At 65.4% G+C, this 12,514-nt stretch carries 17 protein-coding genes; 1 reads left to right on the top strand and 16 read right to left on the bottom strand.

Translation table 11 applies throughout. From position 1 onward, the window contains the following. Positions 1 to 16: 16 nt before the first annotated feature. Positions 17 to 487 carry a recombinase family protein gene (locus D7252_RS07550; protein ID WP_120774821.1) on the top strand — a complete coding sequence of 157 codons (471 nt, stop codon included), beginning with the start codon at positions 17 to 19 and terminating at the stop codon, positions 485 to 487. A gap of 49 nt (positions 488 to 536) precedes the next feature. On the opposite strand, the gene D7252_RS07545 is transcribed toward D7252_RS07550, so the two are convergent. The 16 genes from D7252_RS07545 to D7252_RS07470 form a co-directional block, all read right to left on the bottom strand. Continuing rightward, on the bottom strand, positions 537 to 1,259 hold the full coding sequence (locus tag D7252_RS07545) for a hypothetical protein (protein WP_120776862.1): 723 nt from the start codon (positions 1,257 to 1,259) through the stop codon (positions 537 to 539). Positions 1,260 to 1,544: 285 nt separating this feature from the next. Continuing rightward, the gene (locus tag D7252_RS07540) at positions 1,545 to 2,081 is read right to left on the bottom strand and encodes an SMI1/KNR4 family protein (protein ID WP_147406706.1); all 537 of its coding nucleotides are present in this window, start codon (positions 2,079 to 2,081) and stop codon (positions 1,545 to 1,547) included. After that, positions 2,078 to 2,653, bottom strand: coding sequence for a hypothetical protein (locus D7252_RS07535; protein ID WP_120774819.1), 576 nt, complete (start codon positions 2,651 to 2,653; stop codon positions 2,078 to 2,080). Before D7252_RS07535 ends, D7252_RS07540 begins: the two co-directional genes overlap by 4 nt. A gap of 3 nt (positions 2,654 to 2,656) precedes the next feature. Then, the gene (locus tag D7252_RS07530; RefSeq protein WP_120774818.1) at positions 2,657 to 3,355 is read right to left on the bottom strand and encodes a hypothetical protein; all 699 of its coding nucleotides are present in this window, start codon (positions 3,353 to 3,355) and stop codon (positions 2,657 to 2,659) included. Positions 3,356 to 3,477: 122 nt separating this feature from the next. Beyond that, positions 3,478 to 3,858, bottom strand: coding sequence for a hypothetical protein (locus D7252_RS07525; RefSeq protein ID WP_120774817.1), 381 nt, complete (start codon positions 3,856 to 3,858; stop codon positions 3,478 to 3,480). Between the two features lie 20 nt (positions 3,859 to 3,878). Then, positions 3,879 to 4,508, bottom strand: coding sequence for a DNA/RNA non-specific endonuclease (locus D7252_RS07520; RefSeq protein WP_120774816.1), 630 nt, complete (start codon positions 4,506 to 4,508; stop codon positions 3,879 to 3,881). After that, entirely contained in the window at positions 4,508 to 5,209 is a 702-nt protein-coding gene (locus tag D7252_RS07515; protein ID WP_120774815.1) for a hypothetical protein, read from the bottom strand. The genes D7252_RS07520 and D7252_RS07515 overlap by 1 nt, the downstream gene beginning before the upstream one ends. Before the next feature lie 151 nt (positions 5,210 to 5,360). After that, positions 5,361 to 5,999 carry a hypothetical protein gene (locus D7252_RS07510; RefSeq protein ID WP_120774814.1) on the bottom strand — a complete coding sequence of 213 codons (639 nt, stop codon included), beginning with the start codon at positions 5,997 to 5,999 and terminating at the stop codon, positions 5,361 to 5,363. Positions 6,000 to 6,003: 4 nt separating this feature from the next. Further along, complete coding sequence (locus D7252_RS07505) at positions 6,004 to 6,705, bottom strand: hypothetical protein (RefSeq protein ID WP_120774813.1); 702 nt, start codon at positions 6,703 to 6,705, stop codon at positions 6,004 to 6,006. Positions 6,706 to 6,796: 91 nt separating this feature from the next. Continuing rightward, the gene (locus tag D7252_RS07500; protein ID WP_120774812.1) at positions 6,797 to 7,660 is read right to left on the bottom strand and encodes a hypothetical protein; all 864 of its coding nucleotides are present in this window, start codon (positions 7,658 to 7,660) and stop codon (positions 6,797 to 6,799) included. Positions 7,661 to 7,916: 256 nt separating this feature from the next. After that, complete coding sequence (locus D7252_RS07495; RefSeq protein WP_120774811.1) at positions 7,917 to 8,495, bottom strand: hypothetical protein; 579 nt, start codon at positions 8,493 to 8,495, stop codon at positions 7,917 to 7,919. 18 nt (positions 8,496 to 8,513) lie between these two features. Further along, on the bottom strand, positions 8,514 to 9,218 hold the full coding sequence (locus D7252_RS07490) for a hypothetical protein (RefSeq protein WP_251050660.1): 705 nt from the start codon (positions 9,216 to 9,218) through the stop codon (positions 8,514 to 8,516). 7 nt (positions 9,219 to 9,225) lie between these two features. After that, positions 9,226 to 9,924: a hypothetical protein gene (locus tag D7252_RS07485; RefSeq protein ID WP_120774809.1), complete on the bottom strand. Its 699-nt coding sequence runs from the start codon at positions 9,922 to 9,924 to the stop codon at positions 9,226 to 9,228. 88 nt (positions 9,925 to 10,012) lie between these two features. Further along, positions 10,013 to 11,791 carry an ABC transporter substrate-binding protein gene (locus D7252_RS07480; protein ID WP_120774808.1) on the bottom strand — a complete coding sequence of 593 codons (1,779 nt, stop codon included), beginning with the start codon at positions 11,789 to 11,791 and terminating at the stop codon, positions 10,013 to 10,015. Between the two features lie 10 nt (positions 11,792 to 11,801). Further along, complete coding sequence (locus D7252_RS07475; RefSeq protein ID WP_120774807.1) at positions 11,802 to 12,029, bottom strand: hypothetical protein; 228 nt, start codon at positions 12,027 to 12,029, stop codon at positions 11,802 to 11,804. Between the two features lie 124 nt (positions 12,030 to 12,153). Next, the gene (locus tag D7252_RS07470; protein WP_251050658.1) at positions 12,154 to 12,447 is read right to left on the bottom strand and encodes a WXG100 family type VII secretion target; all 294 of its coding nucleotides are present in this window, start codon (positions 12,445 to 12,447) and stop codon (positions 12,154 to 12,156) included. Between the last annotated feature and the right edge of the window lie 67 nt (positions 12,448 to 12,514).

Here is a 12,514-nt window from a genome sequence, read left to right as displayed (position 1 = left end):
ATGCCGGAGGTGCGCGATGAACGACACGACTGAGTCCCTGAAGTCTCCGGCATCCGTCGATGCCGCGTTGACGAGTCCGTTGCACCTGCCGCATCCGGCTGCCGAGTGCCCGAAGTGCTTCACCGAGTTGCAGGAGAACCGCAACTTCTGGACCGCTCGCCCCGACGGCGCACGCCTGGTGGGTCTTGTGGTGGCCCGCGAGGGGATGCCATCGGTCGTCAAGCAGCGCGAGGATCTCACCCGGTTCGGTGTGCCGATCGAGGGGTTCCGGCATCCGGCTCCCGACATCCTGGAGAGCTGGAGCGATCGGCTCGGCAGACTCATCGCGACGCTCAATGTCGGTGACGTGCTGGTCGTGGCGAACATCAACGCTCTGGGCCGCAATGCCGAAGAGGGCACGCGCACCGCGGCAGAGCTGCGCCGGCACGGGATCATCGTCAAGGTCTTGAGCCACGACGCCCGTCACCTCGCCGACGCGACGCACTGAGGTCCGACACGGCGAGGTCGGTCGCCGCCGGGATCGGTCGCCGTCGGGATCAGTCGCCGTCGGGATCGGGCTGGTTACGCAGCGCCTCGTCTTCGAGAAGCGGGAGGTCTGAGCGGGTGACGACCTGCGAGGTCACCGCGTACTCGACGAGACGGGCACGGCGGTTGGTCGCCAGCTTGCCGGCGCCGCCGCGGAGTCCCTGAACTCCCATGCGGTCGAGCTTGTCGCAGACGTTGTCGAGCTTGCGGTTGAACTTGCTCATCGTCCAGCCGAGACGCTTCGCCGCGGCACTCGACGAGGGCAGCTCATTCATGCTCACACCCTCACGACGGAGCATCGGTTCGGCGAGGGCGACCATCAGCTGCTTCTGCAGCGGCGTGAAGCTGGCAGGCATGACGGTCGTCTCGCCGCTCATCGACTCCGCCACCTGGCTGGAGACCTCGTAGGGAGCCTGCTCGGTGTGCAGGCTCAACTCGTAGGTGAAGGGACCGGCGGTGAACACGATGACGCTGCGCTCGAAGACAAGCGGCATCCGCGCCCCTGGGGAGAGCCAGGACTGCACCGCGCCGCCGGCGCTGGAGATCGTGGCCGCCAGGCGCACACCGATGTTGGCCAACCACCACAGCCCGTCGCGGTGCTGCAGTTCGAGGAAGTGTCGGTGCAGGTAGGGGTTGTCGTCGATCTCGAGGTCGCCCTCGCGCCCGATGATGAACGGGCGATCAGTGGGCAACTCATGCCACTCACCGGCGAATTCGAGATGGAGCGGTGCGATCGGTTTGGCCTCTGTCACATCGACAGCAGGCTCGTCGACCTTCGTTGCAGCATCCTGATTAGTCACGTAGCGACCCCCTGCGCAACATCCTGCCACGGCGCGGCCTCGACCGCTCGCGCTTAGGAGATCAGAAACGCTTCCCTGACATGCCGGGAGGGTGCATTTCTGACCTCGCAACGGCCGATCAGGTCGCTTGTCACGGTCGGGGTGGAAGAATTCTCCCCATTCCCCGAACTTCGGGACCCTGATCGGCCCGACCTTCGGCAGGTGCGCGATAGCGGGCGCTCACACGCGGTAAGCGCCCGACTCGAAATCTTCCAGGTTCCGTCGCGTGTAGGCGATGGTCGAATCGAAGTATGCCTCGAACGAGTCGAAGTCGTCGATGATGCCCGACGGATCCAAAGAAAGAACCTGGCTCAATACCCTTCCTTCGACCACGGGCATGGCTGCGAACAAAGGCATCTCGAGGTCGACCGCGATCGGGAGCAGTGTTGCCGCGGAGTATCCTTCCGCGATCGCCTGTGGCGGGGCAGCTTCCATCCAGGCGGTGAACACGTCTCGGTGCTCGCCCGCTGCCAGCTGTTCGAGGCTCAGCAAATCCTGCGTCTCGAAGAACGCGCGCCAGCCATCCGCAGACTCCAAGAACGACCGGTGACCTGCATCGAGCGTCAGGCCAGTGTGCTCTTCGAAGGCATCCACGCGGGCAGGCGGCGCCGCGACGGCCGGCAGAGTGTACGGGAAGATCTGGTCGGTGTCGAGGCTCGCGATGCGCTCTTTGACGCGCACCAGTTCCACGATCTTTGCGGGCCAGTCAGTCATCATTCCCTCACTATGAAGTGCGTCGGGTTATGTCCCACCGGATAGCGATTGACCTGCCCGGCGAGGCTCGAGTTCACGCGACTAGTGTAATCGCCCCACCCCGGAGGCTTGCCACGGCCGACCCACGTCGAATCCGGAACGTGTGCCGCGACCCCTGTGTAAGGCGTGCCGGCTTCCGCGGCACGGATGCGTTCGAGTCGAGCCTCGCGACGGGCCTCGCGCGAGACCTCCCCTGCGGTGCTCACACGCCCCGAGTCAGACAACGACCCGTCGGCAAGATACTGATTGCTGCGGTTGACGTAGTCGTGGAACTGGGCGACTTCGTCCGGCGTCGCGTCGTCCGGGACCCTGAACTCCACCGGACCGTCGCCATCCGGGTTGGGAAGCTGCGGCCCCTGGACAGGACCAGCTCCGCCCGGACCGTCGTACACGTCGACGTCGCCGACCCCGTCGTGGTTGCGGAGCTGCTTCGCCTGCATGCCGTCGATGACCCCACGGAGCGGGCGCAGGGCCTCCGGTGCGTCGCGGAGCGCCCGGACGATCGGTTCACCGAACTCGTCTGCGATTCTCGCCATTGCTCAATCCCCCGTGATGTTCAGGCTCGAAAGGTCGGATGCGAGACGTTCGATCAGTGACTCGATGTCGCCAGCGTGCATGGCAAGCTCGCCCTCAGCCTGTTCCAACGCGTCGAGATCGGCGTAGAACTCGTCGGGGTCGCCCGCGACGGCCTCGACCACCGGGGCGTCCAGCGCGGCCATGATCACCGCGGGCAGCTCTTCCGCCAGCGGTTCGACGACCATCGGCAGCACCTGACCCAGCGCCTGCTCCATCGCGATGTCGACAGCCGCGTTCAGCAGCTTCTTCTTGATGATCAGCATCGGCCCTGCACCGACCGCGGTGATCGGGTTGGTCAGCATCGCGACCAAGGCGATCATGGTCGTCGTCACATCCGCGATGACCTTGATCTTCAGCCCCGTGACCACGCCGGCAGCGATATCCAGCCCCGTGGGAACCGGCCCCAGCAGATCGAGCATCTTCTGCAGATTCTGCGAGCGGTTCGTGTTCCATGCGGCGACGAACGCCGGCCCGGCCTGACCGCGCATGGCCGAAGCCAAGTCGCCGTTGACCTTCCGGTCGACGGCCATCACGCGGCCTTCCAGCTCGTCACGGAACGTGCTGACGATCACCGCTCCGCGGCGTACTTCGTCTTCATCGATATCCGGCCACTCGAATCCGAGCTTCTCCATCACCCAGATCAGCTCGTTCGGCAACATCATCCCCACGGCGACACCTCCTGCACAGACTGTACGTCGCAGGCATCTATCCACACCATGGGTAGAACTTCTCCCTTGAGCGCCGTCGAGACAGTCAGGACACCATAGGCGTCAGCTCGCGGCGATCAGGCGAATGACGGGCGCAGCTTCTCGCGGATCTCGTCGATGTTCGCAGGAGTCACTTTCCAGCGCGATGCGTCGGAATCCTCAAAGGTCACCTCGAACTCACCCTTGGTGCGGTCGAATTGCACGAGGATCGCGACGGGAAGGGCTGCACCGGGCTGGTAGTGATCCTCGATGTACGCGTTCACTGCCGGTCGGATGGCGGATGGCCGTGAAGCCACCGCGGAGATGACTCCGCTCGGCGCGTACGCATATCCGTGGGTTCCGCTGAACCGGCCACCGCTGAAGTCGATGACCATGGCCAACGTCTCCCAGTCGTCGCTTGCGCCCTTCATGTTCTCGATCAGTGCGCGGATGAGATCTGCTGTGACGTCACTCGACATGACTCTCCTCGTGGACGGGTTCAAAGCTCTGGCATGTCGCGACGAGGCACGCGGTCGAAACTCTGCCCGTCGACGTTTTCGAACTCAGGCCAGTTTCGGTGGACGACCTCGCCGGTCGCCGGATTGGTGACCGTGTATTCGACGTCAAAACTATCAGGACGTACCGCGCCAGGCGGATTGACGTCGATGTTGTAGTCGACCTGGAAACCCTTCCCCACCCAGTCGGCCCACTCGTTCTCCATCTTCTTCCACGCACCGCGGTTGAGGTTGGCTGCCTGGGGCACGATCCCCTCATCCGGGGTGTCCCCGAAGAAGCGGTGCGCGCCGAGATGTCCGCCATCATCGGTGCGGGTGCCGAGGTTTCCCACTGCTGTCGCATTGTCACCGCGATCGGAGCTTCCGAAGTCCTCGTTGATGCGACCGCGCTCCGAGACAGGCCTGCCGCTGTTCGGATCCCAGTGCGTCACCTTCTCGTTTCTGCCACGAGTCGTCGTCGTGTCGAACTTGTCTTTGTCGCGCACCTGCTTGACCACGTTGTCGAGGTGGTCGTTCATATTGTCTGTCAGTTGATGGAGCTTGTCCTTCGAGTGGGCCATGCCCGTGAGGACGGCCTGCTTGGTCTCACGAATGATCGGCTTGATCACGCTCATCAGTCATCGCCTCCGAAGTCGAGTGCGGAGAACTCCGCAAAGAAGTTGGATGTCAGCGACTGAATATCCGCCCCATGCACCTTCATTGTCGACTGCGCGTCCTCCAACGCGGCGAGATCCGCATAGAACTCATCCGAATCTCCCGCCGTCGACTCCACCATCGGCGCATCCAGCACCGCATCGATCACCGCAGGCAGTTGCTCAGACATCGGCTCGATCAGCATCGGCGCCAACTGATTCAGAAGCTGTTCGACCGCGATGTCCACCGCTGCATTCAACAGCTTCTTCTTGATGATCAGCATCGGACCCGCGCCGGCCGCGGTGATCGGGTTCGTCAGCATCGCCACCAACGCGATCATCGTCGTCGTCACATCCGCGATGACCTTCATCTTCAACGCGAAGATCGCGTCCGCGCCGATGTCCATCGCCGATGCCGCCGGCGGCATGATGTCGATCAGCTTCTGCAGATTCTGCGACCGGTTGGTGTTCCACGCGCCCAGCGTCGCCGGACCCGTCTGGCCCCGCATCGCCCCACCCAGATCACCATTGACCTTCCGGTCGACGGCCTGGATCACGCCCTCCAGATCGGAGCCGAAATTGCGCACCAGCACAGCACCTTTGCGCACTTCGTCCTCATCGATATCCGGCCACTCGAACCCGAGCTTCTCCATCACCCAGACGAGCTCGTTCGGCAACATCATCCCCACGGCGACACCTCCTGCACAGACTGTACGTCGCAGGCATCTATCCACACCATGGGTAGAACTTCTCACCCGGGGTGCGGCGTCGGAAGCGTCCGGATGATCCAGGCGCGACCTCGACAGGACGGAACGAGAAGCTTCAGGGCCACGGTCAGTCCACCGGGCGCGTGATCTCGATGCTGACGAAGCGGGAATCAGGGATGACCTTGACGTCGACGGTCGCGCCGTCGAGCGAGCCGGGATCCAGCCCGAAGCGTTCCTCGAGCTGGGCGTTGCTGAGCCCGCTCAGATCTCCTCGCTCACTCGCCGGCGCGAGAAGGCGCATGTCGCCCTGACTCTTCACGCCGTACTTGTCAGGGCTGTCCTGCCCGATCGCATCTTCATACAGCTCTTCGACCAGCTGCTTCGGGGCCTTCTTCGGCACGCCTTTGATCTCGTCCATGACGTCACCGGGAAGCCCTCGGACGTCCTTGCCCACGGATGTCCCCAGGTCGCGGGCGGCGTTGTAGTCCGGGTCGGCGTGCCGCGGGGTATGACCGAACGTCTCCACCCCACGCCGCACATCGGTGCGAATGTCGTAGTCCTTGGCATGGGAGGTCGGCGGCTTCCCGTCCCCACGGTGCTTCGGAGTGTGGTCGGAGTTCCGCTTGTCCCAGCCGCGGATGGCATCCGCATCCGCTCTGTGCTTCCCGCCCCGCTTGCGAAACGCTCCCGAGAATCCTCGTTTGAACTCGTTTCCTGCGCCGTCCACGGCATCCACGATGTCGCGCATCAGCTTCTTCAGCGTCATGGTCTCACTCCCCCGAGATCTGCAGGTTGGCGATGTCGGCGAGCAGCCGGTCGGTCAGCTCTTCCACGTCGGCCGCGTGGGCATCCATGTCGTCGGCGGCCTGATCGAGAGCTTGGAGGTCGGCGGCGAACTCGTCGACATCGCCCACGCTGCCCTCCACGACGGGAGAGTCCAACAGCGCCATGACGAGAACGGGGACCTGCTCGGCGAGAGGTTCGATCGCCAGCGGCAGCACCTCGTCGATGACTTTCTCGAGGGTCGCCTCCATCGCCATGGCGAACAGCTTCTTGCGCGCGAGGATCAGCACCGCCGCGCCACCGGCACCCAAGGGGCCCGCGGCCAGCAGCGGGATCAGCTGGGCGAGGGTCACCGTGACGTCGACGATCACCTTCACCTTCAAAGCGAGCACGATGTCGGCGGCGATGTCGATGCCGACCGCGGCGGGACCCAGAACGTCGAGCAGCTGCTGCACGTTCTCGGATCGATTGCGGTTCCAGCCGTTCACCTGTGCAATGCCGGTCTGCCCGGTCATCGCGGCGGCGAGCTCACCGTTGATGCGGCGGTCCGCGGTCTGGACGAGCGTCTCCATGTCGTCGCGGAACCCGCGCACGTACACGGCGGCCTTGCGGACCTCATCCTCGTCGATGTCGGGCCATTCGAGGCCCAACTTGTCCATCACCCAGATCAACTCGTTCGGCAGCATCATTCCCACGGCGACCACCTCCGCAGGTGACGCTACCGATCAGAGTGGTGCAGAGGCGATGGGGAGATCAGCCCATCACCCTGGGGATCCGGTCTCAGGCCGGCGGCGCGCCGGGAACGAAGTACCGCAACGGCGAAAGTCCGGTGCGCACGATCGCGTCGCCACCGGCGTCGAGGAACTCGTTCATCGTCGCGACGCTGAGCGAGCCGGCCGGGTCGGCGACCATCACGTTGTCGACGACGGGCAACAGCGTCGCCGTCCCCTTCGGCCATGCCGCGAACGTGAGCGTGACGCCGTCTTCGCGGACGTGGATCTTGGGATCGGCGAGGTGGACGTCGGGCCGCTGCAGCGCGACGGACTGCGCCTCGTACGCGCGGACGCTGAACAGGCGAAGCATCCGTTCGAACCGCAGTTCCAGCGACGGGAACCGCTCACGCCACGGGAACGGAGCCCACTTCCCGTCGGCCAACACGATCGGATGCGCGCTGACGAGCGGGCCGCCCGCTTCATAGAGCTCTTCGGCCAGGTCCAGCGCCCGGGTGACCGCGGCTTCGTCATCGGACCCGACGATCAGGAGTCGGTCGCGCGCAAAGGCGAACACCACCGGGGCTCCCGATACCCCCGCGCCCTCGACCCGGTCAGGTTCGGTCAGCACAGAGGCCGCGACGGCTTCGTCCTGAACGAGGATCGCGCCATCCACGGGCTCGGGCAGAGCGCCTGCGCGAGAGACGGCGTCAGCGACGGCCTCTGCGAACGGCCGCTTCCAGGTCTCGGCCTGTCCCTGGGTGATCGCCGGGCCGCCGGGCACGTCGTCGAGCCCGACGAAGACCTCGCCGCCCACGTATTCGACACGCGGGTGGACCTCACCGGGAGCGGTGATGGACAGCACGCCCAGTTCGCTCGCGCCATAGACGCGAGGGACGGATGCGACATCCACGTTTCCGAAAGCGTTCGTCATGAACCCTGACCCTTTCCTCGGCTTGTGCCCAGACTATCCGGATGCCGACACGCACTCCGCGGTCCTGTGGACGACGTCACGCGTCTACGCCAATGGTCGCGGCGACTCGGTGGGGAACCACGGCCGCAGAGCTGCGACGCGGCTGACTCGACGATGGCTCCGCCCGATGCGACCAGCGTGTCACCGCTGTACGAGATCACAGCTCCTTTGAGAAGCGCGTCACCTGACACTGCGAAGACCGAGCGTCGACGCATCCTCACGAACGGGACTGGTGCAGCGCGATGACATCCGCCCACGACCAGGAAACATCGATGTCATCGACGGACCCTGCGGCCGCACGCTCGGACACCCAGCTGGGCGGGACGACATGCACAGCCAGAGAACCGTCCCCCGCATCTTCGTCGCCTGCCCAGACGAGCGCCAGACCGACCCCCTCCGGATAGACCCAGGCATCCACTCGGGTGGCGCCGGAGTTCTGGAGCGCGGCCGCGTAGGACCCGATGCTGTCACGTCGATCTGCTGTCAGGTCCAGCAACGTCCAGGGGCCAGCGCGGTGCAGACCGGCTCCTTGGAGCCGTGACGCGAATGCCGAGATCTGACCGGGCTCGGCATACGGGTTGTACCCGCTCTGGGGATCTCCCCACCAGGCCAACGGCAGAATCCTCGCATCACTCCGGATCAGCACCGGCAACTCGGGCGTCAGCCACCCATCGTGCGCCACGTCGGTCGCCCCAGGGGGCAGGCCGGCGTTCCGGATCATCAGATCGCGGCCCGCCGCAGGGATGATCGCGCCAGCGGTGAGGGATCCCGCCCCGAAAACTGCGTTGCTGCTCATTTCTTTCCTCGCGTCGGGTCAGAGATCGAGGTCACGCCGACTTCCCGGCCACCGAGATTGGTCGAGCACTCCGTCGCCATTTTGCCATCCAGTTGCATCGGCCGGGATATCGATGACCGCCTCCGGGATACCGCTGGGCAGATACCCGCCAGGAATCCAGTGATCCACGTCTGTCCCGCCCTCGTTGCCAGACGGCATCCGAAGGCCCGCCAGGTCTTCCGGACCGAAGTCGCGCAGTTGAACATCAGCGCCCTCGAAGAAGTCGCTCGGCAGGCCCAACGCCTGAGCGAGTTCAGTCGGACTGTTCACCTGCTGCATCAAATTGTTGAGCTGGTCTGTCGGAAAGACGTACGCCGTATTCGTCGCGTTACCGGGCACCTGATTGTTGCCGGGCCCCCAGTCCAGGATGCTGTCCGTCCTGTAGATGCGGGTGGCGCCGTTCGCAAACTGGTCGAGGTGTTGGGTTATGTAGTCCTCATCGAGATACGTGTCCGGGTTTGGACGGTTCCCCTTGCCGGCGTCCACGACCTGGTTAGGTGTGGGGCCATTGGTGTTCCACCCGTCGCGCAGCGACTGCGGCACGTCCGTGGCGTCGAGGTCGTTGACCCCGCTCGTGTTCCGATTCTGCTTCTGCCCGTGCTTGCGGAACATCTCCGCAAGCTGGCGAACATGCACCGGAGTGTCGTCGAGTGCGTCCTTGATCTGGCGGACGACGGGTCCCATACCCATATCAGTCTCCTCCGATGTTGAGGCTGGATAGATCCGACATCAGCCGCTCCGTGAGCGTCTCGACGTCTCCTGCGTGCTGCTCCATCTCGCCCTCCGCCTGCTCCAGGGCTTGCAGGTCGGCGTAGAACTCGTCGGGGTCACCGGCCACCGCCTCGACGATGGGCGACTCCAGTGCCGCCATGATCACGGCCGGAAGCTCTTCCACGAGAGGCTCGACGACCATCGGCAGCACCTGGTTCAGCACCTGCTCCACCGCGATGTCGACCGCGGCATTGAGCAGCCGCTTCTTGATGATCAGCATCGGCCCGGCGCCGAGCGCAGTGACCGGGTTGGTCAGCATCGCCACCAGCGCGATCATCGTCGTCGTGACGTCGGCGATGACCTTCATCTTCAGCGCGAAGACGGCGTCCGCGGCGATGTCGATCCCCGTCGGCACGGGACCCAGCACATCGAGCAGCTTGTCGAGGTTCTGCGAGCGGTTGGTGTTCCAGGCACCCACGTAGGCGGGGCCCGCCTGACCGCGCATCGCCGCCGCGAGGTCGCCATTGACCTTGCGGTCCATGGCCATCAGCTTTCCCTCGAGCTCGTCGCGGAACACGCGAACCATCCCGGAACCACGACGCAACTCATCCTCGTCGATGTCCGGCCACTCGAAACCGAGCTTCTCCATGACCCAGATCAGCTCATTCGGCAACATCATTCCCACGGCACAACCTCCAGGACGACTCTATGGGGCGCGAGCGATCATCGCGATGGGGAGAACAACCCGGGGTGGGCAGTGTCCACACTCAGTCCGGCACGGCTTCCCACTGCGCCACGTCGTACGTCAGCGAGGCTGTGGCACCGGTGCGAGGACTGATGCCGCTCACGTCGCGATCGGCGATCGTCACCCGCGGGTTCACCGCGATGGGCAGGGCGACGGCCGCACGGACGATCGTCGCCTCGACCTTGGCGAGAATGTCCCTGGCCTCGTACACGTCGGCCGTCTGCGCGTAGTCGACGATGAGAGCGTCACGCTCGGCATCCGCGTCGCCGGTGATGGATGCTGCGCCCCCACTGCCCCACTGCGCGGCGATCTGCTCCGGGGTCTGCGGAATCGGCACCCGCGCGATGACGGCATCCCACTTTCCGGCGGCGAGCGCACCGGTGAAGTCGTCGCTGCCGCAGTCGACCGCTGTCCAGCCGGCCTCGTACGCGGCATCGCGCAGGCCGGCGAACGCACCGGCCGCGAACTCGCTCCCTCGGTCGAAGAGCACGCACACGCGGGTGCCTGGCGCCACGCCCGCGGCCTCACGTTCGAGGGCGGGCTCATCCCGAGCCGTCGCCAGAGATTCGGCGAAACCGGAATCCTCGTTCACGATGTCATAGGCGCGTGATCCCGGTGACGAGACCATCGAGGTCGTGCCGGTGAAGGCGGATGCCCACTCTCCGGCGCCCCGCTGCGCCATCTCATTCGCCGGGATCGCATGGATGAATGCGGTGCGCGTCTGACGTTCGGTGAAGATGCCGGAGGGATCGAGCAGCAGCGCCCACATCGTCCCGTCGTGCGATGCGGCGACGGTGAAGTCCTTGCGTTCGAGCTCGCGGATCGGAGCCCTGTTCCCCCTGGTGGGCGCGGTCTGCACGACGTTCAGCTGGTCGCTCACGGCAAAGGCCGCATCGTCTGCGGGTGGGGTGAGCTCGATCTTCGCCACCTTCGGCGTCACAAGGCCCCGGTAGGCGGAGTTCGGCACGAGCGTCACGCTCTGCGCCCCCTCGTCGCCGCCGATCTCGTCCACGAGGAACGGCCCGCTCGAGATCAGCAGATCGGCCGGTAGCTCACCCTTCTCGGGCAGCGCGAAGCCCTCGTGCCAGACCTTCGCGAGCGAGGCGAGTGCAGAAGCATCCTCGTCCCGGACCGCCGTGATGACAGCCTGCTTCGCCTCCATCGCGTCATCCACGCCCAGTGCACGAGCGGCGACCACATGCGCCGGCACCGGCACCGAGACGAATCGCTGCCAGTTCCACACCGGCTGCGGGAACGTCACGTCGATCGACCGCGCGAACTCGTCGATCTTCGGAAGCTTCGGTCCGGCGTCGACCTCGGCATCGCCGGTCTCGGTCTCGGCGTCCGGCTCGGCCGTCGGCTCGGCATCCGACTCCGCGTCGTCCATCTTCGGTTCGTCGTCCTCGCCCTCTTCCGGCGCCACGAGAAGCCCGGATGCCGCCGCCCACCCCAGCAGCAGATCGGCGGCGTCGAGCGGGATGCCGTCGGACCACGCCGGCTCCGCCAAGTCGTATCGCACCGTGAACGGGTCGTCGCTGATGATCGTCACGGTACCGAAACCCTCATCGGGGATGAATTCCCCGTCGACCAGGTCGCCGAAGTCGGCGCGGATCGTCTCGGCGATGTCGAGGTTGCCCGGTGTCGGAGCGGCCGCCGCATTCATCGATGTCAGTTCGCCCGACCACCCGACGGTCACGGCCGAACCCGGCACGACCGTCTCGGGCAACGCCGGCGCGCAGGCGGTAAGACTCGCGGCGACAGCGATGGCTGCCAGCGCGGCGACACGACGTCTCCCCCTCATGACGACGCCGTCACACGAGATCGATGCCGTCGCCGTCTTCGGCCGCCATCTCGCGGAAGGGCTCGCTCTCTTCGCTCTCCAGCCACGCGCGGGCGTGCTCCAGGAGCACGGCCGGGGATTCCTCGGCCTCGGCTGCCGTCGCGAAAGGGCCGATCGTGTCGTCGGACGGCCGCTCGTCGGCGCGCTGCACCGACTGGGTCGACAGGTTGTACCAGTAAGGCTGTGATCCGACGCTCATCCGTACCGTCCTCTGCTCGTGTTCTCGATGATTCTATGCGGCGCACCGGGAGTGATCCGCACACAGACAGAGGTCGTGGCGCCGGCGTCTCGACCGGTGCCACGACCTCGGGAACTGCCGCGGCTCAACCGCCGGCGAGCTCGGCGTCCTTGTCGCGGATCGAGTCCGCCATGCGGTCGAGGGCCTGAGCCATGTCGTTCACGGCCTCGGCAGCGTCATCCAGCGAAGCGGTGAGCTCCGAGTATGCGGTGGAGTACGCCTCCGACGCGTTCTCGGTCTTGAACCCGTCCTGAACGAGGTCGTCGATGACTCCCTGGAGTTCCTTGAGTGTGTCGGTGACGGAGCTGCGTCCGTCGCGGAGACGCGCTGCCGCGCCTTCCATCTCGCTGTATGTTGCCCCGAAATCATGTCCGGCCATGAGAACCGCCTCCCAGCGTTCGTCGTCTTCAGGCCCTTTCGGCCTCTTGAGATGAGGTTAGCCCGTG

This window comes from Microbacterium sp. CGR2, from assembly GCF_003626735.1.
In the GTDB taxonomy this organism is placed as follows: domain Bacteria; phylum Actinomycetota; class Actinomycetes; order Actinomycetales; family Microbacteriaceae; genus Microbacterium.
This window is presented reverse-complemented; position numbering and strand designations above follow the sequence as displayed.

Coding starts and splice junctions, on each gene's coding strand:
- D7252_RS07530 (WP_120774818.1), bottom strand. CDS start 3,355: ATGATGTTGCCGAACGAGCTGATCTGGGTGATGGAGAAGCTCGGATTC.
- D7252_RS07485 (WP_120774809.1), bottom strand. CDS start 9,924: ATGATGTTGCCGAATGAGCTGATCTGGGTCATGGAGAAGCTCGGTTTC.
- D7252_RS07550 (WP_120774821.1), top strand. CDS start 17: ATGAACGACACGACTGAGTCCCTGAAGTCTCCGGCATCCGTCGATGCC.
- D7252_RS07490 (WP_251050660.1), bottom strand. CDS start 9,218: ATGGGACCCGTCGTCCGCCAGATCAAGGACGCACTCGACGACACTCCG.
- D7252_RS07480 (WP_120774808.1), bottom strand. CDS start 11,791: ATGAGGGGGAGACGTCGTGTCGCCGCGCTGGCAGCCATCGCTGTCGCC.
- D7252_RS07505 (WP_120774813.1), bottom strand. CDS start 6,705: ATGATGCTGCCGAACGAGTTGATCTGGGTGATGGACAAGTTGGGCCTC.
- D7252_RS07540 (WP_147406706.1), bottom strand. CDS start 2,081: ATGATGACTGACTGGCCCGCAAAGATCGTGGAACTGGTGCGCGTCAAA.
- D7252_RS07525 (WP_120774817.1), bottom strand. CDS start 3,858: ATGTCGAGTGACGTCACAGCAGATCTCATCCGCGCACTGATCGAGAAC.
- D7252_RS07495 (WP_120774811.1), bottom strand. CDS start 8,495: ATGAGCAGCAACGCAGTTTTCGGGGCGGGATCCCTCACCGCTGGCGCG.
- D7252_RS07475 (WP_120774807.1), bottom strand. CDS start 12,029: ATGAGCGTCGGATCACAGCCTTACTGGTACAACCTGTCGACCCAGTCG.
- D7252_RS07500 (WP_120774812.1), bottom strand. CDS start 7,660: ATGACGAACGCTTTCGGAAACGTGGATGTCGCATCCGTCCCTCGCGTC.
- D7252_RS07510 (WP_120774814.1), bottom strand. CDS start 5,999: ATGACGCTGAAGAAGCTGATGCGCGACATCGTGGATGCCGTGGACGGC.
- D7252_RS07470 (WP_251050658.1), bottom strand. CDS start 12,447: ATGGCCGGACATGATTTCGGGGCAACATACAGCGAGATGGAAGGCGCG.
- D7252_RS07535 (WP_120774819.1), bottom strand. CDS start 2,653: ATGGCGAGAATCGCAGACGAGTTCGGTGAACCGATCGTCCGGGCGCTC.
- D7252_RS07515 (WP_120774815.1), bottom strand. CDS start 5,209: ATGATGTTGCCGAACGAGCTCGTCTGGGTGATGGAGAAGCTCGGGTTC.
- D7252_RS07520 (WP_120774816.1), bottom strand. CDS start 4,508: ATGAGCGTGATCAAGCCGATCATTCGTGAGACCAAGCAGGCCGTCCTC.